26 protein-coding genes are annotated in these 22,907 nt (G+C 35.0%); 22 read left to right on the top strand and 4 right to left on the bottom strand.

Annotated elements, in window-relative coordinates; translation table 11 throughout:
- The first annotated feature begins 126 nt into the window (after window positions 1-126).
- From EPI11_RS18090 to EPI11_RS17985, 22 genes are all read left to right on the top strand, one after another.
- Window positions 127-825 (top strand): Imm43 family immunity protein, encoded by a 699-nt coding sequence (locus EPI11_RS18090; RefSeq protein WP_128391402.1) that lies wholly within the window; start codon window positions 127-129, stop codon window positions 823-825.
- Window positions 826-931: 106 nt separating this feature from the next.
- Window positions 932-1,645 (top strand): Imm43 family immunity protein, encoded by a 714-nt coding sequence (locus tag EPI11_RS18085; protein WP_128391401.1) that lies wholly within the window; start codon window positions 932-934, stop codon window positions 1,643-1,645.
- A gap of 57 nt (window positions 1,646-1,702) precedes the next feature.
- Entirely contained in the window at window positions 1,703-2,224 is a 522-nt protein-coding gene (locus tag EPI11_RS18080; RefSeq protein WP_128391400.1) for a hypothetical protein, read from the top strand.
- 86 nt (window positions 2,225-2,310) lie between these two features.
- Window positions 2,311-2,673 (top strand): ribonuclease E inhibitor RraB, encoded by a 363-nt coding sequence (locus EPI11_RS18075; RefSeq protein WP_128391399.1) that lies wholly within the window; start codon window positions 2,311-2,313, stop codon window positions 2,671-2,673.
- Between the two features lie 78 nt (window positions 2,674-2,751).
- Entirely contained in the window at window positions 2,752-3,843 is a 1,092-nt protein-coding gene (locus EPI11_RS18070; RefSeq protein ID WP_128391398.1) for an ankyrin repeat domain-containing protein, read from the top strand.
- 42 nt (window positions 3,844-3,885) lie between these two features.
- Entirely contained in the window at window positions 3,886-4,536 is a 651-nt protein-coding gene (locus EPI11_RS18065; protein WP_128391397.1) for a hypothetical protein, read from the top strand.
- Window positions 4,537-4,812: 276 nt separating this feature from the next.
- The gene (locus EPI11_RS18060) at window positions 4,813-5,295 is read left to right on the top strand and encodes an ankyrin repeat domain-containing protein (protein WP_128391396.1); all 483 of its coding nucleotides are present in this window, start codon (window positions 4,813-4,815) and stop codon (window positions 5,293-5,295) included.
- 17 nt (window positions 5,296-5,312) lie between these two features.
- Window positions 5,313-5,831 (top strand): hypothetical protein, encoded by a 519-nt coding sequence (locus EPI11_RS18055; protein ID WP_128391395.1) that lies wholly within the window; start codon window positions 5,313-5,315, stop codon window positions 5,829-5,831.
- 7 nt (window positions 5,832-5,838) lie between these two features.
- Window positions 5,839-6,429, top strand: coding sequence for a hypothetical protein (locus EPI11_RS18050; RefSeq protein ID WP_128391394.1), 591 nt, complete (start codon window positions 5,839-5,841; stop codon window positions 6,427-6,429).
- Between the two features lie 205 nt (window positions 6,430-6,634).
- The gene (locus tag EPI11_RS18045) at window positions 6,635-7,270 is read left to right on the top strand and encodes a hypothetical protein (RefSeq protein ID WP_128391393.1); all 636 of its coding nucleotides are present in this window, start codon (window positions 6,635-6,637) and stop codon (window positions 7,268-7,270) included.
- A gap of 118 nt (window positions 7,271-7,388) precedes the next feature.
- Complete coding sequence (locus EPI11_RS18040) at window positions 7,389-8,381, top strand: hypothetical protein (protein WP_128391392.1); 993 nt, start codon at window positions 7,389-7,391, stop codon at window positions 8,379-8,381.
- Between the two features lie 339 nt (window positions 8,382-8,720).
- On the top strand, window positions 8,721-10,595 hold the full coding sequence (locus tag EPI11_RS18035) for a leucine-rich repeat domain-containing protein (RefSeq protein ID WP_128391391.1): 1,875 nt from the start codon (window positions 8,721-8,723) through the stop codon (window positions 10,593-10,595).
- A gap of 52 nt (window positions 10,596-10,647) precedes the next feature.
- Window positions 10,648-11,889, top strand: coding sequence for a hypothetical protein (locus EPI11_RS18030; RefSeq protein WP_128391390.1), 1,242 nt, complete (start codon window positions 10,648-10,650; stop codon window positions 11,887-11,889).
- Between the two features lie 66 nt (window positions 11,890-11,955).
- Window positions 11,956-12,642 (top strand): hypothetical protein, encoded by a 687-nt coding sequence (locus EPI11_RS18025; RefSeq protein WP_128391389.1) that lies wholly within the window; start codon window positions 11,956-11,958, stop codon window positions 12,640-12,642.
- A 47-nt stretch (window positions 12,643-12,689) separates the two neighbouring features.
- Entirely contained in the window at window positions 12,690-13,265 is a 576-nt protein-coding gene (locus tag EPI11_RS18020) for a hypothetical protein (RefSeq protein ID WP_128391388.1), read from the top strand.
- A 55-nt stretch (window positions 13,266-13,320) separates the two neighbouring features.
- Window positions 13,321-13,992 (top strand): hypothetical protein, encoded by a 672-nt coding sequence (locus EPI11_RS18015; protein ID WP_128391387.1) that lies wholly within the window; start codon window positions 13,321-13,323, stop codon window positions 13,990-13,992.
- A 51-nt stretch (window positions 13,993-14,043) separates the two neighbouring features.
- Window positions 14,044-14,562, top strand: coding sequence for a hypothetical protein (locus EPI11_RS18010; RefSeq protein WP_128391386.1), 519 nt, complete (start codon window positions 14,044-14,046; stop codon window positions 14,560-14,562).
- Between the two features lie 147 nt (window positions 14,563-14,709).
- Window positions 14,710-15,717, top strand: a complete 1,008-nt coding sequence (locus EPI11_RS18005; RefSeq protein ID WP_128391385.1) for a hypothetical protein — start codon at window positions 14,710-14,712, stop codon at window positions 15,715-15,717.
- Window positions 15,718-15,964: 247 nt separating this feature from the next.
- The gene (locus EPI11_RS18000; RefSeq protein ID WP_128391384.1) at window positions 15,965-16,372 is read left to right on the top strand and encodes a helix-turn-helix domain-containing protein; all 408 of its coding nucleotides are present in this window, start codon (window positions 15,965-15,967) and stop codon (window positions 16,370-16,372) included.
- 101 nt (window positions 16,373-16,473) lie between these two features.
- A complete protein-coding gene (locus EPI11_RS17995; protein ID WP_128391383.1) occupies window positions 16,474-16,830 on the top strand; it encodes a hypothetical protein in 357 nt (118 codons plus the stop codon).
- Window positions 16,831-17,494: 664 nt separating this feature from the next.
- The gene (locus EPI11_RS17990; protein ID WP_128391382.1) at window positions 17,495-18,508 is read left to right on the top strand and encodes a terpene synthase family protein; all 1,014 of its coding nucleotides are present in this window, start codon (window positions 17,495-17,497) and stop codon (window positions 18,506-18,508) included.
- Between the two features lie 107 nt (window positions 18,509-18,615).
- Entirely contained in the window at window positions 18,616-19,614 is a 999-nt protein-coding gene (locus tag EPI11_RS17985; protein WP_128391381.1) for a terpene synthase family protein, read from the top strand.
- A gap of 258 nt (window positions 19,615-19,872) precedes the next feature.
- Here EPI11_RS17985 and EPI11_RS17980 read toward each other — a convergent pair whose 3' ends face one another.
- From EPI11_RS17980 to EPI11_RS17965, 4 genes are all read right to left on the bottom strand, one after another.
- Window positions 19,873-20,847: a polyprenyl synthetase family protein gene (locus EPI11_RS17980; protein ID WP_128391380.1), complete on the bottom strand. Its 975-nt coding sequence runs from the start codon at window positions 20,845-20,847 to the stop codon at window positions 19,873-19,875.
- A gap of 237 nt (window positions 20,848-21,084) precedes the next feature.
- Window positions 21,085-21,276 (bottom strand): cold-shock protein, encoded by a 192-nt coding sequence (locus EPI11_RS17975; protein ID WP_128391379.1) that lies wholly within the window; start codon window positions 21,274-21,276, stop codon window positions 21,085-21,087.
- Between the two features lie 159 nt (window positions 21,277-21,435).
- Complete coding sequence (locus EPI11_RS17970; RefSeq protein WP_128391378.1) at window positions 21,436-21,660, bottom strand: hypothetical protein; 225 nt, start codon at window positions 21,658-21,660, stop codon at window positions 21,436-21,438.
- A gap of 59 nt (window positions 21,661-21,719) precedes the next feature.
- Window positions 21,720-22,844 carry a DEAD/DEAH box helicase gene (locus EPI11_RS17965; protein WP_128391377.1) on the bottom strand — a complete coding sequence of 375 codons (1,125 nt, stop codon included), beginning with the start codon at window positions 22,842-22,844 and terminating at the stop codon, window positions 21,720-21,722.
- Between the last annotated feature and the right edge of the window lie 63 nt (window positions 22,845-22,907).

The following is a 22,907-nucleotide window of genomic DNA, read 5'->3' as shown; positions in this document are numbered from 1 at the left end:
GTATTATGAAATATTCAGTGAATTCACTGGTGCCTATTAATTGAAGTTCGTCTTAACCATTTCCATACAGAGAGTGACATTAGAATTAAAGGGTATTTAAAACATTATTAATGGGAAATAAGCAATATGAAAGAATTATTTATTTGGTTCAATAGGACCAGAGTACCTGAAGGCTATCCTTTAAAAGATGATTTTATTCTTAAAAATAGTTTTAAAAAGGATAAAGCTAAAGAAATACCTACACAGCAATGGAAATTGTTCAATCCCTTCAAAATGAAATTTCCACCTGTTGATGATTATAAATTACCTTCCGAGATGTATATGGTAATTATCAAAGTATCTAATAAAAAGATATTTTTTGATTACTACGGATATAGCAATAATGTCGCATTTGCGTCTGATAAATTTCTGGGTTTTCTGCAAAAGAACGGATTAGACGATTCTTATTATGAAAAGGCCAAACTGCGGGTTATTGATCTTGAAGGAAATGTATTAACTAGTGGGGATTATTGGGCATTGCGATTTGGAAAATTTGATGATCATTTATTTGATTTTCATCCTGAGGCAAAAAAGAGAGTAGCTGGGGTTAAAAACTATTTTTTATACCCGGAAATGGACTTAGTTAAAACAATACCTTCTAAAAATGTTTATTACTTGTCGGAGTTCTGTTATCATACATCCATAGTTTTTAGCAAAGATGTGAAGGAAGAAGTTATTGAAAAATTTTATTCTCCTGAAATATATAAAGTATCCGATTTTCCTTATGTCTATAATAATCAATATAAATGGGATATCCTTCCTTTCGATAATGAGTTCTTAATCTAAGCTGATGATAGAACAATACACGTTTTCTATGTTCTAAATATTAGATGTACTTAGTAAACAAACTAAATGTTAGGCATTAGATTTACAAAGATAAAATAGGAATAAAATGAATTACTACGCAATGTTTACTGATCAGTCTGGAAAAGATGGCATTCCGGTTTTTTTTGAGGCAAGGATGTTTGAGCAGCCTATAGTAGGTAATGCTTTTAGTAAAGAGAATAGTATTTACTATAATTGGATGAAACCCGGATTTAACGAATATGAGCTACTGCCTGAATATTATCTGTACACTAAATGTGTGGATTTAGAATTCGATTATTATAAGTTTGCCAACCACTATATAATATCTGAAGATTTTTTGTTGCTTATCAGTAAATATAACGTGGCTTACACAAAAGGTAGAGTGTATGTGTTTTCTTCTGAAGATAATAGCGAATTGGCCTTGCGAAAAAAATATTTCTTTGTGAAGTTCGATTATGCTGAAGGTTTGATTGATTATACGAACTCCATATATGAAGTCTCCTTGTCAGACAAAGGTGAACCTATTGTTCACAATGGCGTGAAATATATTAGAAAGTATGAAAAAATCGAATTAATTGATGAAAATATATACTCTGAAGTCTTTCTTATAAAAGATCCCATTCTTGGCTTTAATTTGTTTTGTACAGATCAATTTAAAATTGATGCCGAAAATATGAAAGTATATGCTTTGATGTTTGTCGCACTTCCTGATTATCTTGATTTTGTAAAGTATAGTGGCTTTTTGGGAAAAGAAACTTATGAAAGGTTAAAAAAGAGGGATACGCTGGACATTGAGTGAGTGTTGTAAATAATGTGATGTATGGAAAACTAAAAGGATGTCATTAAAAATTTTATTATGGGTAATATAGAATATACTAAAAAACTTATCTCATTAATTATAGCTACTGATTTTAATTTTAAAGATGTCAAAAGACTGGCTGATATATATACAAAAGGGGATGAGATTGAAAGAGAAACTATAAGAAAAGAAATTGTTGATACAAGGAGTAGTTTGAAGATTATTTCTCTATCTGAAGGGTTAGCAGAACTTGCTTACAATGAAAAAAAACATGAATACATTGAAATTGCTTTAACCTTGCAATCAATTGAAGACTTTAGTTTGGACCCAAGAGAAAATATTGTTTACTTATCAGTTATATGGTTTGTGATGGAATATTTAAAAGTAGACAAAACAAAGTTGTTCGATGATGTGGTAAAAATATCCAGTAATAAAGCAGCGGTCTATTTACAGGAATTTTATGGTACTCCCCCCGAAATGAAATCGATTAAAACTATGGGATTAAAGGCTGTAGTTAAAAATTCAAAGATAATATTTGAACTGAAAGCACCCCCATGGTTGCGTAATGCAAAAGTATAATGGGTGACACAAGTAAATACTTTTGAAGTAAAAACGTTTATAATCAGGAATTAACAATCTGCCTAACATTTTAGAATAATTAAAACATGAGTCAATATATCACAAAAGAAAGCAACAACGAGAATATTGTTGAACAAAAGGAGATGAATGGACATACCTTTTCTATTTTAATCGATAAAAGATATAAAGAATTTGAGGAAGTTCAGCTTGACTTCTATTTCTATTCTGATGATCCCGTGAAGTTGGAGAAATTGGCGGAGAATCTGAGCTCGAAAGGATATGAAATGGATGTTGTAGAAGAATCATCTTCAGAAAATGAGTTTGTATTGGATGGAACATCTATAGCTATAAATTTAAGTATTGAAAACCTAAATAAATGGACTACTGAGATGTGTAATTTAGGATTAAGTCATGATTGTGAATTTAGTGGCTGGGAATTAGAAATTTAAATCACTTTGATCATTAATAACTTATACTTTTCCTATTATAATTAGCGGGTTTGGACTTAACATGATAATAACTTAACGATGAACTATAATTCAAACGATATTAATGTCGCCATTAAAGATGGTGATTTGGATAAAATCCAATTGATTCTGGATGCGCAGCCTAATTTGCTAACCACCGAATATTTTAATGTTCTGGAAACCCCACTGCATACTTGTGCACGAGATGGAAATCTTACCATCTTTAAATTTCTGGTCACAAAAGGTTTGGACGTAAATATTTCTATAAAGGGTAAAGAGACACCGCTGAATTGTGCCGCGACGGGTAATAATATTGAAATTGCAAACTGGCTATTAGAGAACGGTGCTTATGTAGAAGGTATAGAAAGCTGTCTTTTGTCACCTTTAATGAATGCTGTTAATTTTGGTCATTTTGAAATGGTGAAACTGTTGATGAGCTATGGAGCGAATGTTAACAGAATGCATATCAGGAATGGAATGCTTCCTCTGGATCGTGCAATTTCGCAAAAAGATCCTAAAATTGCCGATTACCTGAAATTACACAAGGCAAAAAGTCATTACATTTTGCCGGAATGGGTTGATAATGAAATTCCGGGAAGTGGTATTTTAAGTCATGTGACTTTGAGGCTGGGAAAGATATTACCCGTAGATATTACTTCTTTTACTGAGGATAAACCTGTGGTACAGAAACTAGTTCATGCTAACAATAAAAAGAACAGGGTGTTATTTACTTTTGGTTTGTTTGATCTTCATAAACCGATGATGGAACTGTTCATTGTTTTGCCCGAATACTGGAATTTTTACATTCAAACAGCAGAAAATCAATTTCCAATACAATTGTTGTCGAGGATAATACAATCGGTGAAAGAAGGAATTAAGATATCCGAGGGCGATTATATCCTTGCAGAGGACGATCATTTTAAAGATCTAAGCTGGCCTGTAGGGATTGCTGCATTTTGTGTTCTTGATGTACAATGGCCGGGAGGGAAAAATGCAGATCAAGAGTTAGATGAAAATAATGATGAAACGGTAATGCTGTACACACTTTTACCTGTTAGAAGAACAAAATCAGGTTTTACTAAAGTACCTATTGAAAAGGCAAGATTAGCCGGTTGGAAAAAGCTAACCCTTCATATTGGAGATGATGACTGAGAAAACAAATTAAAGCTACAAAGGGATTCAAATTAAAAAATTATGGATAAAAGGGAGATTAACAAAAAAGCTGAAATTTTAGTTTTAAAATATAACCCAACTTGGACTAATGCGCACTTGGATATTAATTTAGGAGAGGTTTTTCATTTATGGAAAGGTAAGATGATGGTAAATGAGACACCTTATCAGGATGAAAGTTTGGTACCTATTGAAAATATTGAGATTAAAGATAATAGATACTTTATTTTTAATTCTTTCTACAAAAAAAAAGATACACATTTTAAAATTGATTTTTTAAAGTATCCAGGAGGTATATATGTTGCTGAACTTATAAGAGAAATAAATCAAAATAATCTTCAAATTGATAAGGCACAGGATTTTATCGAAATTGAATTTGAAGAAAATAAATTTCGACTTTCTATTCACAATGAATTAGAAGGCAAGCTGATTGTTATTGGCTACAATCAGTATCGTAACTACTTTACATTAAGATTTCCAGAACCCGCAAAAGAATATCAGCTAGGCGAGTGTTACATTGATAACAACACTATTTATATTCGATGCGTTGGAACCAACCTATGGGATGAAACAGATTCTACGGAGGGACTTGATTATCAATGGACCCTAAACTTGTCCCCTAACATATTGGTTGTAGCGTCTAAATTGATTGAAATAGGGCTTAGAGATAGGTAAGTATGGTATACTAATAATAGTACATGACTAAAAATTGTTTCATAAAAAATATAATATGACCATTGATAGCTTTAAAAGCCTTTATATTGTATAGAAGACAGTGGTTAAAATTTATTAAGAAGATGAGAAAGAGAGTGCTTAGATTTTATTACATAGTGGCTTGAGTTGAAGAACAAAGTAATTTTATAGATTTCAAGAACAGTGATGAGATGTAATAGAAGTAGAATTGATAACTAATTTCAAAAAGGAAAGAAAATGAATCTATACTCAGTAATAATGAAAAAAGATATAAAACTATTAGAAGACTATCTGATGGTTAATGATATAAATGAGTTGAATGAACAAGGGCGTTCAGGGTTAGATGCAGCCGTTTCAAATGATTTTCCTGATGGAATTAAGTATTTGCTCGATAAAGGTATTGATACTACAACGAAAAATAAGAAAGGAGACACTGCATTACAAATAGCAGTAAAATTAGGAATGAAAAATGTAGTTGAAGCTATTCTTCATAAAGACCTGAGTACATTAAATACCCGAGATGCTGACGGGAATAATGTTTTATGGAATGCGCTGTTTAATGCCCGGCTGAAGCCGGATATTTATTTTCCTATTGTTGAGGTATTGTTGAAATTAGGTTCAGATTCTTCAAATAAGAATAATTCAGGTTATGATGTTTCACGTGTTTTGGAAATAACAACAGGCGCAATTAATGAAAGAATTTTGGAGTTAAATAGTAAATATAAGTTTATAAATATTTAAAAGCAGCAATGTAAATTATGAATATTGAACAAGCTTTAAATGAGATCTTGAATGAATTATTCGAAGATAGTACTCCAAAGCCCAGTGTTGCAGTTTCAAAAGGAATTCCTACGCTGAAAAAGAATTCCTTCAGGCCATTAAGCCCGATGCTTAAATCCAGGTTTGAAAAATTTGGCGGATGGGAAGAGTCTACTCACGGTGATTGGCTGGATGCAATTGAAATGGAGAGTTTCTGGGAAAGTCATATAACAGATGAGCGATTGAGCGGAATTGTTACTAATGTAAATTCTTCTATCAATAACTGGCAAAATGATGCCGGGAGTATATTTAATGACAAACGAATTTCAGTTTTTGCAGGCAGCAGGTATACTTATGAAAGAATATACCTCGTATGGTTTGATTGCATAGAAGAACCAGAACTATGGGTTTATGATACCAATGGAGAAGCACGATATAAAGATTTGTTAAATTATTTAGAATCCTATATAAATGACGATCTTACTGCGTTTAATAAAAAATGGAAGCTAGGAGAATAACACTGAAATGAAATACTACATCATCAAAAATAAACAAATGCCTTGGGGAGATTATGGAAATGTATTGGCCTATGGTTTTATTTCAAAAAATGCGACTGGGGATATAATTATAGAGCGAATAGGCCCCATGATTCCAGCTATATATCTATACAATAAATATATAGCTGTTGTTGACGGCTTAAAGAATACCATTGAATCGAGTAGTTTAAAGGGCTATGTTTTTAAGCAGGCTAAAAAAGAAAAAATAGTTAAATTAGAGTGGGAAGGTTGGGATGCAAATGAAAAAATCCATGACAAACCAAAATCGGGCGAACCGGAGGATTTTATTTTGAAACGGAAACATGATCCTGAATTAGCTGAAAAGCTACCTGGAATATGGGTGATGATCTTGAATACTACCTCAGCTGGTCAGATTGATCTGTCAAAAAAGAACGTAGGAGATTATAGTCATATTTCTATTGATTTGACAGATTGGGATGGTTCTGACCTTTTTAGAACACCACAATTAGGTCATCTATTTTGTACGGAAAAGGCTAAAGAAGTTCTCGAAAAATATACAGCTTATTTGAACTTTTTCGAAATACAAACTAATGTATAACCTTGAACGTCAAAATATAGAATGATATATTATGGAAAGGCCGAGAAGAAAGTATCAAGTCTGAAAAACCAGTCGAGTAAATAGAAAGAACAATGCTCATGCCAATACAAACTAAGTTTGCCACCTAACCTGTTGGTTAAAGTATCGAAGTTGATTGAATGGGGCTAGGGGCCGTAAAGGATGTTATAAACCTAAAAAAAGGAACATGTCAAAAGGACTTGGTAATATACTAGAAGAGGTTGTATCGGAGTTTAGACCTTTTCTGTTGGAAAGACAATTTGTAGAAAAGGGTAAACGTGATTTTGTAAAAAAAATAAAGTCAGATTTTAATAGGCAGGAGAAGATAACTTTTTCAGGTAGATTACATCGATCAGATTCTGATGCGATTTATATCGACCCTGTAGTTGGAATATATTATCCTAGTGTTAAAAAAATAGAAAAATTTTTTATTGATGATCATTTGTCAAAATATCCAGTTGTTGCAGGAAGTATTAGCCATTTTTCGGAAAGAAATATTTACTTATCTGTGTTATATAAGACTGGGATTAATTTAACCGAGGTTGTTAAGGAGATACATCGAGAACTCGATCTAGGAGCATTTACTTTATTAAGTATGTTTCCAACACTTGAAAGTATATATCTTGGCGTAATACATAAACACCCTTTTTTATATAAATTTCATAGATCATACGATGAAAGAAAGTTGCTAACTATGACCTGTATTATTCTTTTATTATACGGAAAAGAAAAAGCTATGGAATGGACAAAAGAAAGTTTTATTGAAGGTCATTTTAAGGATCATATAATCGAACGTTTATTGGTCTTTGAGTTTAAGAAGTAAGCGGATTTAAATAAAAGGCAATTCTATACTTAGGTAAATATTTGTTATTTTTAGTATTTAAAATTTGCAAGGACTGTATTTGTAATTTAGTTGTCTGCAATAAATTATAACTATTAACATGAGCGCAATTATACAGCATTCCGTAAAACTATGTATTCAGGCAATTAACAATTCCGGTGATGGACTGGATGCAGAAGTACTGGATGCTATCAGGAGCATTGCAGAACTTCCCTATAAAGGAACAGGCTTAGGAATAGGCAGAGGTGGTTATCGTGGATACAAGCCCTCATACGAAGACCTTTTGAAGAGATTTATAGAAAGGAAAACTATTAATAGTAGTTTAGATTGGGAATCTGCGCTGCTGCTTTTGTACGATGCTGGCGGTTTTAGTGAATCGGAAATACTATCATCGGCTAAGAGTATTGAGGATGATATTATTTTTAACCACATTCTGGAACATGTCATTTCCAATTTAGCAGCTAAAAACGATATAGAGATGGCGTGCAGCTTCATTCCGAACTTTAGGACCACAACCATCTTTAAGGAAGAAAACAACCTTGACAGCGGCTATTTAATTCTTTTGTGCCATTATGCCTCGCTGGGAGATGCGACTCACTTTTTTAATTATTTTAAGTTGGCGGAACCTGCGAAAAACAAATCTGAAATCGCCGAATTAAAATCTTATCTGGTCGAATCATTCGCTGCAAAAAATGGTATAGCCGATGCGTTAAAATTATGCGCACATAAAAACCTGGGTGCTAAATATCATTCTAATGCGTTGTTGGCGTTTGCCAAGACGGGCAAATATGCTGAATTAAAATCGATTTTTGACCAGTATCCGGAATTGAAACATAATGAAACAGAGCTTGGCCTGTTATCTACAGCATATTATCAGGCAAAGAAAAACAAGTTTGTGGTAGATGACGATTTTGAAAGCCTGTTTGAAAGGGCTTTACAGCTGGACAGGAAAATTAAATACGGAGATATAAAAATGCAGGATGCAGTGTTGTTTGATTTATGCCTGGCTGAATTTGATAATAAAGAGCGAAGGGAAAAGTGCCGGAAGGCTATTAAAAACAATAGTATTAAAAAAGAACTTAATGATTATTAGATTTAATCAAAGTCTTAATTTATTTTCAGTAAAACACTGTATAAAAATATAAAAGCCTACTTAAAAAATTTAAGCAGGCTTTTTTTGTGGACTTGGCCGGACAATTTTCGAATACTTTTATAGAAGACTTATTAGTATTGATGGGACTTTTTGCCAAATAAGTTTTAACCGACTGTTCTTGTTGATAATTATTCAAAAATTATCCTAAATATCACGAAATAAATTTTGCAATTATTCACATAATGAATATGTTTGTTATGATCAGAAAATGATTACTAAAAAAGTTAAAACATTACGATTTTAGTATTTAGAAAAAACGAACAAAATTTGTGCAATTTTATGGATAAAATTACTCTAACAGGGCTTATCGAAACATGGGATGCCGAAAGCATTGCTACTGCATTATTGGCATTGAAGAAAGATAAAACTCTCGAAGCTGATATCTTATTGCACTACAATTATTTTCTCGAAGCCATTAGTGGAAAAACATTGAAATCTCTCGTGGACTTACCGAAGAAGTGGGATAAATTGTCTAACACTAAGAAAGCTTATTTTATTAAGGATTTCCCGGATGGATTGCCATTTCCGGTAAAAATACTTAACCTCAATGCATCAAGAAGGGTAGATGCATGGCGTGACAGCCATTATTCGAACCAAGTTTCATTTCCTGAAAAAATATTAAAATTTAAAGAGTTGACCGAATTGCACCTGATTCATCAACAATATGAGGAAATGCCCGAAAGTATAGGTGATCTTGAGAATCTTGAAGTACTTAATCTACATGACAACGATTGGAAGTCGCTTCCTGAATCGCTTGAAAAACTTACTAAACTGCGTATTTTTAACGTTAGTCAGAATTATAGACTTTCTAAAATACCTGACCTTTCTAAATTCCCTGATCTTGAAGAAGTCGATTTCAATTACACCAAGATTGATTCACTTTCCGATAGTTTCTTCGATTTGAAACATCTTAAAAAAATCGTTACGATCTCTTCACCTCTTGACAAGAATATGAGCATCATGCGTAAGATCTTTGCAGCGTTTCCGAATGCAGAGATTAACAGTAATGCGAAGAAAGCTATTGAACTCGAAGACCAATCTGATGCGGGTGTATATGCCGGGCAGGAAGAGATCAAAATAAGGGATTGGAACATCAATAAACTTCCTGCGTCACTTTTTATGGCCGATTCGGTAAAGTCATTGATCATAGACTGTAACAGCCTAACTGAACTTGCAGACCAATTCGATCAACTGCAAACGCTTGAAATACTTGAATTGAAGGTGAGTGATGATGCGACCGAATTTCCGAAAAGCATATACAAGCTCAAAAATCTAAAGGAATTACGAATCAACTGCGGATTCGTATTATTGCCTGAAGGTATTGATGCTCTTGAATCGCTTGAGGTTTTAGAAATAGATGACTATAAGCTTAAGGAACTTCCAAAGTCATTCGCTAACCTAAAGAATGTAAAGGAAATCAATTTGAAGCATGTTGATTATGATATTTTTTCAAGTATCGCAACTTTCCAGCATCTTGAAACCCTTACGATGGATTACCATGCTTATCCGTTTGAGTTCGAAAAATCACTTTCCGGATTGATTAATCTGCGCACATTCAAAATAAAAGCCAACAAGCCAATTACTGATGATCTTTACAAATTACCTGCAAGGATTGAAATGATCGAACTGATCAATAATGGAAATCCTTCAAAAGATCATATGCTGTCTTTAGATAAAATTATCAACCATTTTACGGGATTAAAACGACTTGATGTAAGAGATTACAATCTTTCGAGTGTATCAGAAGCCATTCTTCCGAATTACAATCTTAAGGAGTTGAATTTTGATAACGTTAAAATCACCCAATTGCCCGATTCATTCTCCAACCTAAAAGCCCTGACCAGTTTTAGAATGTTTGATAATTACCTCCAATCGCTAAACCCATCAATTTATGAATGCAGCGAATTGGAATACCTGCGTTTAAGTAAATCAAATATCAACGTGATCCCAGACGGTATAAGCAGGTTGCAGAAACTCGAGTGGCTCGGTTTTGAATATGGAAAGATATCCAACCTTCCTGAAGATATTTTTGAGATGAAAAACCTTAAAAAAATTGCTATGGAGGATTGTCCACTTTTTAGTGACAAAGATTGGAAAGCACTGATTAAAAAGAAGATAAAAGGCATCAAGGTTGTGAAAGCGTGGTATGATTAATTGAAGTAAGATAAACAACGGTATAGTTTATTATTAACCTGACATAAAAAATATGAATACTGAACAAAATGAATTGACGCTGGACCAAAAAATATTAGTATGGATTGGTAAAATTGCATCCAGAAACGACGTTTCCATTCGGAATATAAAAGTGCCTTTGGGTGAAAAATTATCAAAATGGAGCGAAATACTCCCAAGTGATATGTTGCCTGCGTACAACACATTGAACGGAATTTCTTTTCACTTTGATATTGGAGATAATACTTTCAACGGCCTGGATCTGGTGGGACTTGATGCTGATGGCAAGCGCACCTTCAAGCCATCTAATATGACATACGGATTGCCTTACCAAAAAGCGAAATCATTTGGGGAGTATTTTCTTGACGACGAATCTCAGGCGAGTATCAGTCCTGATGACGAAGTGCTGTTTTTTTTTGGTGATGATTCGTCTTGGGGAATCCTGATGATAGGACGGGGGGGGAACCCTAGCTTCTATAAATGGGGGAATGATGGAGATATAGAGTACATCAATAAATCGTTTACTGAAATTATAGAACAAGGACTTGAACGACACTTTGGCACCAATTGGCTTGCGGATAAAATCCATCCCGAAAATCAGAAATTGATCGATTTGCTGTCGCACGAAAGTCCAAGAAAAACTTTTGAACTCACGGTCAATGAAATGGAAGAACTTGACGCAAATGCGTACCGACATTTCTTAGGGAAGAAAGTATCGACTTACACAACTCATAAATTCATGCAAGCACTCGGTCAGAGTATACCCGAAAATTGGACACCTGACCAATATGGAGACTGGCTGGCAGAAACGTTTTCGGATTCGTCAAATTTCAAAGTTCCGTTAATGAAAGAGATCATGAAAATTATGGGTGGTGAGAAAACTAAAAAAGCATTTGAGAAATATTTTATGTTTGGAGAAACCGAGCCTGTTGTAAGACTAAAAATGACACTTAAAAAAGAAGGTGGCCGATTTGATTCCAGCGGAACTTCAGAACTCTTACTGCGCACCCTTTGCAGTTTGCCTAACAGTACGTTTTGTCACGATTATCCAAACAAGGAGCTAATTTTATATACTATGTATAGAAAATTTGGTTTCTATAGACCTTATTTGTTTGATAGCGACAATTCACTTGATAAAAACCGAAACCCTGACGAGGTAGAATATGAGATTGTAGTGCTGAAATCGCGCGTAACCGGTTTGAAGGCTGGTAAGCAATACGATTCGTTCGTCCTGTCTGAAATTTACGAGAGTGATTACTTGAAAATAAACAAATAAGCTATTTCCTAATCTTGATTACAAGTCGATAAGGTGTTTCAATATACATTCACAAATATGCAAAATATGAGAAAAGAAATAGAATTTGAGGAGACCACAAATCCTGAGGAGTTCGCAACGGCGGTTGTTGATCTTGCCAACCCCGGACAGGTACTGACAGACACTACACTTCTTGAAAAAGAAATGATTCTTCCAAAAATCAGCCTGCCCGGTCATTATGCAAACGATAAATACAAAGATTTGGTGTTTCATTTTGTGGTTACACCAATCTTTAACAGCGTTATAGATTTCAGGCTTACTGCATCAAATCAATATGAATTTTTGACTTTTGATGGAAAAACCATTGACGAATTCTCTGACGAATTCATAGCGAGATGCGCAGATGAAATGGGGCAGGATTTTGACGAGAGATCTACAGAAACTACCTATCATATTCCTGCTGAAGATGCCGATGGGATTGACATACAATTTGGTGCGCCCAGTTGGTGTCAGTATAAATTTCAGCGTGAATTGAACGAGGAAGAGAAAAAAGAACTCGACAGGCGTTCTGAAGAAGAGGAAGATTTTGACTCTAATGATTTCGATTATAATTACGGCTATGAGACTGATTATACCGATCCGGGGCTTCAGGACGAAAACGGCGAACCGTTAGAGTTTATCGCCCAATTAAATGAAGGCGGTATTTTCGGTACCTATTATTTATTCTTTTCACCAACCACACGATTGGTGCGCCAATTTTTCCTTTGCACATAATTCACTTAAAAATATCAAAAATGAGCTTTTTTAAAAAAATTAAAAACATGGTTGGCAGTACGGGAGTAGTGCTTGACTATATCTATGTAGAAAATCCGTTTCCATTTTACGATCCCATGATCAAGGCGACGTTGCGTGCGAAAGCCGAAAAGGACGGTGTAACTATTCTTAGTGTCACCGGAACATTCTATGCAAAACGAATTGTAGAAGATAAAGAGGAAGAATTAGTATTAGGTGTACACCATGCTGATGCCGATAATTGTTATAACGAAACCATTAACGGAGTGCGTCAAAGGCAATTGCCAAGAACGATTGTTGCAGGTGGAGAGACCAATTTTGGTCTTTTTGTAAAAGATATGGAAGTCGCCAAGGCGCTTGAGGCTTGGGGTGTTTCATCTCCTGATGAGGTAGAGGAGAAAGGTATTACGTTTTTCCTCAAGGCTGAAGTTGATGTTAAGGAAACCCTTGATCTTTTCGACCCTTCTTATACAGAAGAAATCTCTGTGCGTGATAATTACGACGAACGTCAAAAATGGCTTGCAGAGGAAAAGGAATATGAAGAGCAGGCACGAAAAGAAAGGGAATTGGAAGATTTGCTTGAGCAGCAGGAATCTGAAGAATAACTGTAAACTATAACGCTAACCGGGTATTAAAAACGAAAAGCAGAACAAATTGTATATGAAAAAACCATTTAAAATTGGATGTCTGGTCATTTTTGTGATTGGATTACTATTAATGATAGGTCAGGCCATTTGGGTATCGAAAGAAGGACCAACGCAGGCTTTCACATTCTTAAATTCAGGAGGTGCAACACGCTCTGTAACCTTTGAACGTATTGATAAAGATGGGAAGCCGCAAGATGTGTATACGATTAATAATGTGATGAAAACAGATCAATTTATTCACAATCAAATTCCTGTAGGAGATTACAAAGTGTCTGTTTGGAATGCTGATAAAAGCTTATTTAAATCCTTTGATTTTAAGGTTGCTCTGCAAGATCCCGAAAAAACCAATCATTACCCTTTTCGTTTGGATGTTGCAATGGACAAAATGTATACTATTGTCAATATGAATGCATTATATGAAGGAAATTCATTGGCAGAATTTATGTCGAAAGCAGCCGGAACCAAGCAATCGGGAATAAAGTTTGAAAAATTCTACGATGGCAGTGTACCGTTTTTTGTTCCGGAAGAATATGCTGCTCGCACATTTGTTGATGTTGACGGTAAGATCCCTTCAAAAGTTAAATATGGTGAAATGGTTTATGGACTGTTTGCGTTTCCTAAATCGCTTCCTAAAGATCAGGTAGAAGCTGAAATTGTTTCACAGATCGCAGAAAAAATAAAGTAATTCCCTCTTGTTGACAGGATAATAGTAATTAATTAATTTAATAATATAAAGATGAGTACAGAAACTACAATTGTTTATAAACTTGATAATAGTACAGATACACAAACTGCATTGAAAAATGTAGCTACAGAAACACTTAATAAGCTGAAGGAGAAATTCGGAAACGAATATATTGTTACCGCCGGCGATTTAGGAGAAGTAGAAAAAAATTGGTCGCATGAAATCAAAGTTAGAAAAGGAAATAAGATCGGGGCTGAAGTTACATTGAAATGGGAACAATCCCAGCCGGAAATTGTAACAGTTGAAGTAGATGATTCCTCTAAAATGGGTTCGTGGATAACATATGGAACTTTACTCCCTTTTGTTGTAATTGGTGCCTATCTTGCCTATAATGACATGGCGCCTCTTGCTTTTTTACCAGGACAAAAAGTTGCCGCAGGTTTAGGTGGACTTATTGCTCTTATTCCAGGATTAATAGCTGTTTCTATTTTAAAAACATTGTTGTTAAAGAATGAAAAAGAGCAAAATACTCAATTAGTAAACGAGGTAAGACTATTGGTAACAAAATAAATTTGAAATAAGAAGGCCGCTAGCTTCTTAGTGTTGGATATTGAAACTGGTGGTGATGCAGCTTTTGGACTTAAACAATGCATCAAAGCCTTTAAATTCGGAATGAAAAAATAACTAATATTAATACTAACCAATTCTAAAAAAAAAATGAAAAAAATTATTCTTCTTGCATTCATAACATTTTCAGTGAGCATTCAGGCTCAATCAAAAGATAATGCAAGGGCCAAGCTTGAACTTTTCCCTGAAGAAAAGCTTGATTTTCCGCAATACCAGAATAACATCGCGAAGGTATGCTTCTCAAATGAGGACTTCAGCCGCACTCTTCCTGAGAACAAATACATCAAAACCTATAACCTTGGCGATAATTTGTCTGTAAGGGCATTTATGGCCAATTCACCTGCTAACAGCGCCATGCTGCAGTTGTTTGAAAGCGGAATAAAACCGAAGGAAATTAATGGAAACAAGAGCACATTTGAGCGCTGCAAGGTTGCTTTTATTCTCTATGTTGACGAAAATATGGTTTCTGGTACGAGCCATGCAGAGACCTTTGAACGTGAAGATATGACAGGCTTGCCAACCATGAGGGCGGAACTGAATGACGGCACCGAGAAGAACTTTTTTGGTGAAAGTATGTACCGTAAACTTCTTGAAAGGCAGGACCTGCTGACTCCGGGAACTCATAAGCTGAAGATAGAATTGGTTCCGGTCATTATGGGTGACGCCACGGGGTTCGAGTATAAGCCAATTGCTGTAGGCGAGATTGATATGGTTGTTCCGAAAGAAATCAAGGTGACCGCAGCGGACTGCTTTCCTAAGAGTGCCATGAACGACCCTAAGCTAGAGGCAGAAGTGCTAAAAGCATGCAAGAACTATTTCAAGGAAAATGCAGGAAATGCCGTAAAAGCCATACTGGCATTCGAAGATATTTATATTGTAAGGGGCGATTACAATGCAATCATTAAGAAATCATTTATTGCCGCCATTGCCTGCAAAAACAGCAAGGGTGAGGTTTGGTACGACTATTATATTTTTGATAAAATGTACGATGGATCCAAGTACCTGCCTGCGAAAGTAAGTTCTGAAGCTACAGTAAATGGTCGCTTTGCTCCGGATGGCAAGAAGGTCAATGCGGGATGCCTTAAGTTCTTAAAATAGTAGGGATGTCGTTTACTGCAATCCTTCGTAAGTAAGCGTTCCGTATTGCCCATTTTGAAGCCGGAAATTGAGCCCAAATCCAAACAGGGGACTAGTAATCATAAGTGTGATCTCTTATAAAATTGATGAGGTGTGTACCAAAAGCGTTCTTAAAAATTGTATTTTTGTTCGAGTTGGTAAAATACCAAACGGAGCTTGTTTTTTACCAGCGGAAAAAATCTGACAGAAAAATTACTATATTTGAACTATGAGCACAGCAACTAACCATATAGGAAGAAAGATAAGCCGTATTAGAGAACTTCGTGACATGAAGCAGGATGCTTTAGCACAGGCTTTAGGTACAAACCAACAGGCAATATCGGCTATGGAGAATAGTGAAACCATAGATGAAGCAAAACTTATAGAAGTGGCAAAGGCATTGGGTGTCACTCCCGAAGCTATTAAAAACTTCTCTGATGAAGCTGCGATAAACTTCTTTAATAATTTCTACGATCACAGTTTTACAAACAGTCAAGGTACATTTAGTGCTACTCAATGTACTTTTAATCCATTAGATAAATTAATGGAAGTGGTAGAAGAAAACAAAAAGCTTTACGAACGTTTACTCCAGTCTGAAAAAGAAAAAATAGCTTATTTAGAAAAGCTTATTAAATAAAGAAATCCCCGCTAATAACGGGGATTTTTATTGTATCAATTAATTAGATTGAGGTTTCATATCTAAATAAAATAACTCTTTTTAAACCACTTTTTTAGTGTATGAGAAATATAACTAATTATATAATTTCAGCTTTTATTTTTTTAAGTATGATCTTCATTTTTTTTAATACATTTTTCCATTCTAAAAATGAAAATTTGACGTTTTATAATTTCAAAATAACGAAGATTGAGATAACACCAACTAAGCAATTTGTGTTTTTTAATGGGGAAAAGGAAATAGGATTATGGAATTATAATATAATGTCAAATGAAAATGTAAAAATTGGGGACATAGTATACAAAGAAAAATGTTCAAAATATCTTTACATCTTACGAGAAAATGAAGATCATGAAAATGAAGAAATATTAAAAGTAGTTTATACAAGTCCCCTTCCCATAGAATGGTTTTGTAATTAAATTTTAACTTGAAAAACTGATGCTGTTGCATCGATGTATAAGTTTTAGCATACCCATTCAAGTAGCCTGTCTTTTACTTTTGAGTTACCACTTCAATAAAATTCTCTCCTGCCTGATCAACAGTAATCAGTAATAGCAGTCTATTATTCTTCAATTTGAACAAATTATTCATCGGGATTTTTCGAATAGCTACAGAAAGAAGCAGATCAATACTGATTTGATAGTAATGTGCTATTCTCTTAAGTATTGCAAGGTTCCATCTTCATATTTGGTGTACTGCTGCTGTGTGATAAGAAGGCTCTTAGCAACTTTTTTCTGAGAAATTTATAAAACTATTTAGAAAAGAGATCCTAGATAAACGTTTGGTTGTTCTTATTGGCAACGTTATCCGAATGAGCTAAATCTTACCTCTGAATTAGGTATTACAACCTACGTTATCATGTCCTCAATTTACTTCTCGTTTTTAATTTTTAATTTAAGAATTAGATTATATCAGAATTAATTAATTCCTACAAATTATTTTTATATTTCAATACAATAAAACTGCTGTTTTGATCTCTATTGTTTTGATTTTAATAAAGTTATGATTGTGTGTTGTGAAATAAAACAACAATTGGATAAATAAAATTCTTACTTTAGTAGTCACATCCAAAACTACTAAATTATGAGAAATGAAAATTTTAACACGCTTAATCTCCTCTGTAAACAGTTTAGGTATCCTTTTCCAACCCTAAAAAACCCCCATGCAGAACAATTGCAGGAGATTACAGAGAATCAATGGATTGATGGAGAATATCTGTGGCTTTATGAACAGAATCCTGATCTTCGTAAAAAGTATAAAAAAACAAAAACGGCGCATATTGCAGCTCAATGGTTCCCCACCGCATCACTTGAACGGTTTAAACCTCTATGTAGATTGATGCTATGGACACTGTACAATGATGACCTTTATGAAGAAAGTGAACCTGATGACATAGGATACGTACACGCCCAATCGATTGCAATACTGAATGGGGAGATAAGTGCCGCAGAATCAGGAATTCCTTTGGGAGCTATGTTAGCTTCATTAAGGCAGGAATTGTTGCAGTTTATTCCACAAGAATCAATCTCTCGTTTTATACAAATGATCAGCAGATATTTTGCAGGTTTAGAAACCGAATTGAAATACAAGAAAAGCAAAACATATCCCAGTATTGCCGAGTGCATTGCTTTACGCGAAAACTCTATATGTCTTTATCCTTTCCTGCAGCTTACTGAAGTGGAAACCGGTATCATTCTTCCTCCTGAGATACATGAGCATCCGGTTATCTGTCGTTTGCAAACGTTGGCCTGTCACTTGGTTACTTTTTTCAATGAGGTACAATCTGTATTTAAAGACGAAGCAACCGATAGTATTTATTACAATATCGTAAAGGTGATTCAACATGAATATAAGATGTCTCTAGAAGAAGCCTGCCTTGAAGACTTGCGACTGCATAATGAAGACTTGAAAGAATTTGTGGAACTACAAGCTTCTCTTCCAGATTTTGGGATATGGCAGGATGCTGTAGTAAACTGGGTGCATTACATGAGTATGGTACTTAGTGGCTGGAAGAATATATCCACAAAACTTGAACGTTACAATGCTAAGGAATTTCCAGATGCTGCTGAGCTTCGGGAAAAGTTGAATCAAATATAAAGAGACATTAGAGAGGAATTAATTGCCCATGGCAGAACCCAGAGGTATTTCTCTTCGAATAAACTTATAACTATTCTATATTTTACAAAATTTAAATCTTAAATAAGATGAAACCAGAAGAATATAATTCAAAAGATTACCTGCCACATGGCCATTATCCTTGGCCCGACCTTATCAATCCACATGCAGAACAGATGGGGAAAGATATGGATGGATGGATTGATAATGACTACACTTTCCTGACAGAAAAACAAAGAGAAAAATATAAGAGAATGAGGTTACATATGTGTACTGCACGTATGTGGCCCGACTTAACCTATGAGCAAACCATTCCATGCAACAGGTTTATGCTCCAGTATGTGGCTCTCGACGATCAAGTGGAAGATTCTTCCCTTGAGGAAATCCAGCAGTTACGGAATCGCTGTGTAGCCATTCTCAAAGGTGCTCAACCAAAGCAGGAAGAAAATGCACTCTATCAGCATATGGCACTAATCGGGGATGAACTCCGTGCTTTGATGCCTGAGATATGGGTTGAACGTTTCATTTACTATTTCTATCAATCTTTCAGATACGGGATTGAATTGGAGTATCCTTATAAAATAGCGCAGCGCCCACCGTCACTCACGCTTTTCAAAACCATTCGTGAGTATTCTGTTCTTATGCGGCCGTATCTGATCTTTGGTGAGATTGAATCAGGCCTTGTCCTGCCGGAACATATCTTTGAACATATTGTCTTTCAAAAGATGATATCTCATATGACCCTGGTTGTTGCCTGGCAAAACGACATCCATTCCCTGCCCAAAGAAATGGCAAAGGGAACAGAGGTTTTTAACCTGGTCTTTGTATTACAACAAGAATTTAATCTTTCGCTGAAGGATGCTTGCGCGGAGGCGTTTCGCATCCATAATGAAGAATTGGCAAGTGGGCTTGCCTTACATGCAGAGTATCGTGAGTTTGGTGAATATCAGGAGCATGTAGATAAATTCATTTATTATGCTGGAGTTGGGCTTCAGGGGGTGAATTCTTTTTATCTTGAAACCGAAAGATACCAGCATGGAGGAGCGGGCTTTGCCTGGCCGGAAATAGGGAATGATATGAAAATTTAAATACTTAATTGACACTACAAACCTTTTTCCTTATTTTTTGGCGTCTTACAGGACGATAGGCATGATCAACCATTATCCCGACCTTAGATATATCAAATTAGGACATATATCTAAGGTTGGGATAATTTCTATTTGCTTACAAATATCTAATCGAAAAAGTAAATTCTGTCTTTGCTTTAATTCCAATAATTACCAAGGATGTAATAGATAGTAAAAACAACAATATTTTGATGGGAGATTTTATACTGATCGGAACGACTAAACATTTCTTCCCATTAAGTTCTCCCCAAAACCTCTCAATAGTACTTTCTTATTTTCGTCTATATTGATTTTGTCTAAAGATTCAAAGGCCTTGAAAGTGTAGCTCTCTATTGCTTCTTGAGTTGCTCTAGGAACTCCGGATTTTCGAAATAATTCAGTTATAGTTTCTATTTTTTTCGCATTATCGTCAAGACGAACCGCATACAATTTTACTAACTCTTCTTTTTCAGTTTCAGTTGCAAATTCAAGAGCCTTTAAATATAAATAGGTTTTTTTATTAGAAATAATATCACTCCCTAATTGTCTTCCAAATGATGGAGTATCACCAAAAAGATCCAAATAATCGTCTTGCAGTTGAAATGCTAAGCCCAAATTAAGCCCGAAATTATAAATTAAATCGCAGTTTTCTTCAGAAGCCTGGGCAATAATTGCACCTATTTTCATTGATGAGGCTATGAGTACTGCCGTTTTATATTCAATCATTTTTAGGTATTCTGAAACAGTAACATTTTGTCGACTTTCAAAATCAATATCCCATCGTTGTCCTTCGCAAACTTCAAGAGCCATCTTAGTCATTACTTTACTCAAAGCTTTAGCAAGACTTGGCTCATAGCCCTCCAGATATTGATAGGTTAGGATAAGCATGGCGTCTCCTGAAAGAATAGCAGTGTTAAGATCCCATTTTTTATGTACTGTTGTTTTTCCTCTCCTAATAGAATCACCATCCATAATATCATCATGAACTAGTGAAAAATTATGAAAAACCTCTACTGCTAAGGCGGCTGGTAATGCTGATTTGAAGTTTATATCAAAAATTTCTGTAGCGACCAAAGTTAAAACAGGTCGTATTCGTTTTCCTCCCAAAAACAAGGTATAGTTTATTGGGTCATATAGATTTTTAGGCTCTTTAGTTATAATTTGGTTCTCTAAATAACGAATAAAAAAATCCTTGTATTCAGCTATTGAATGCATAAAATAATATTTTAAGTAGCTAAAATACAGATTTATATGATTTTTTTAAGTGTAAGTTTAAATAAATTTCAACAAATTTATTACTTGATGTTTTGTCTCAGTTCCACGAATAATTCTTATGGAAAACTGTATGAATGTCTGGAGGGGTGCTCATTTTTTTTATAAAAGCAAATGATTTCTAACATAAAAAAAGCCCCTGTGAATAACAGGGGCTTGTAACTAAACTTATATAGTGTATTAAGCTATGACTACGTTTGTTGCGTTTGGACCTCTACGGCCTTCTTCCACGTTAAAACGAACTTCATCATTCTCACGAATGTTTTCAGATAGTCCTGAAACGTGAACAAAGATTTCTTTACCACCATTACTTGGTGTAATAAATCCGAAACCTTTTTCTTCATTGAAGAATTTTACTGTACCTTCTTGCATTGTAAATATATTATTTTGTGTAAATGTAGTCAATTTTATCGGAACATCCTGATAAATAAGGATTTATTTAGATGATGGAGCTTGTTTTCTACCTATTGAGACAAAAAGAATCACCTTTCTTGGACACAATTTCCAAATCGGGAATCACGCCCTTTATAACTATCTATATTGAACTTCTGATTTGGTGATAGGTGCCCTCTGAATGATCCGGCTTTCAGGCGGTGTTGAGCTAAGGTTGCCGTTTGCGTCCACATAAGCTATCATGCTTTCAAACCCTTTACCTTTATTATTATTTGTTTTTCGCTCCTGCTTTTTGGAAGCCTTAAGTTTTTTTCTTAATACGTTTTTCTTAATATCTTCTTTTTTCTGAAAAGATTCAGCCATATATATATAAATTAAATTGAAAATTATTTTTTGTTGTAGTGCAGTATTTGCGTCATAGTTTAAACTATAGTTTGTAAAGATACTGGCAGCTTAAATCCGATGAGCTTCTCGATGCTCTTAAGGTCTGCTTTCTCTTCACTGCCGCAAAATGATAATGCAGTACCTGTGTTTCCTCCACGACCTGTACGTCCAATCCTGTGTACATATGTTTCAGGTATATTAGGTAAATCAAAATTTATTACATGGGGTAATTCATCAATATCAATACCTCTTGCAGCAATATCGGTAGCTACAAGTACCCGAAGTTTGTTTATTTTAAAACCATTCAGGGCTTTTTGCCTTGCATTTTGGGATTTATTTCCATGTATAGCGGCTGCAAATATTCCTTCTTTGATTAATTGTTTAACAAGCTTATCTGCCCCATGTTTGGTACGTGTAAAGATTAGGGAACGTGAAATCGCTGCATCACTAAGTATTTGCGAAAGCAGCTTGTTTTTGTCATTTTTCTCCACAAAATACACATGTTGATTTATACTTTGTGCAGTAGAAGATACAGGGGTTACTGTGACAGTAGCAGGATTACGAAGCATGCTGTCTGCCAGCTTTTTTATCGATGCAGGCATAGTAGCGGAGAAGAAAAGGGTTTGTCTTGCAGGAGGTAATTTAGCTACGATCTTTTGAACATCGCGTACAAATCCCATATCCAGCATACGGTCTGCTTCATCAAGAACAAATATTTCGATTTGTGAAAGGTCAACATGGCCTTGCTGCATTAGATCCATAAGTCGTCCTGGCGTGGCAATAAGTATATCGGTACCTGTTCGTAATGCTTTTACCTGGTTTACCTGAGATACACCACCGAATATAGGAGTATGCTTTAATTTTAGATTCTTGCCGTAGCAAGTGATGTTATCACTGATCTGAATAGCAAGCTCACGGGTTGGCGTAAGTATTAATGAACGGATCGCCTTAGCTTTTTTTGGTGCTCTTTCGGAAAGGTGCTGTAAGATAGGAATAGTAAAAGCTGCTGTTTTACCAGTGCCGGTCTGGGCGCATCCTATAAGATCCCTGCCTTGTTGTATGAAAGGTATTGCCTGTTCTTGGATAGGTGTTGGTGTAAGATAACCCTGGTGCTCAAGCGCAACTAAGATAGGGGATATAATATTGAGGTTTTTAAATGTCATAATGGTAATTATTGCTATGAGAATAGCTTCGTTTAATTTATAAGGATCGGCAGTGTAGTGTAT

The organism is Flavobacterium cerinum (assembly GCF_004028155.1).
GTDB lineage: Bacteria > Bacteroidota > Bacteroidia > Flavobacteriales > Flavobacteriaceae > Flavobacterium > Flavobacterium cerinum.
Note: the sequence above shows the minus strand (reverse complement) of the source record. Positions and strands in the feature narration are given on the sequence as shown.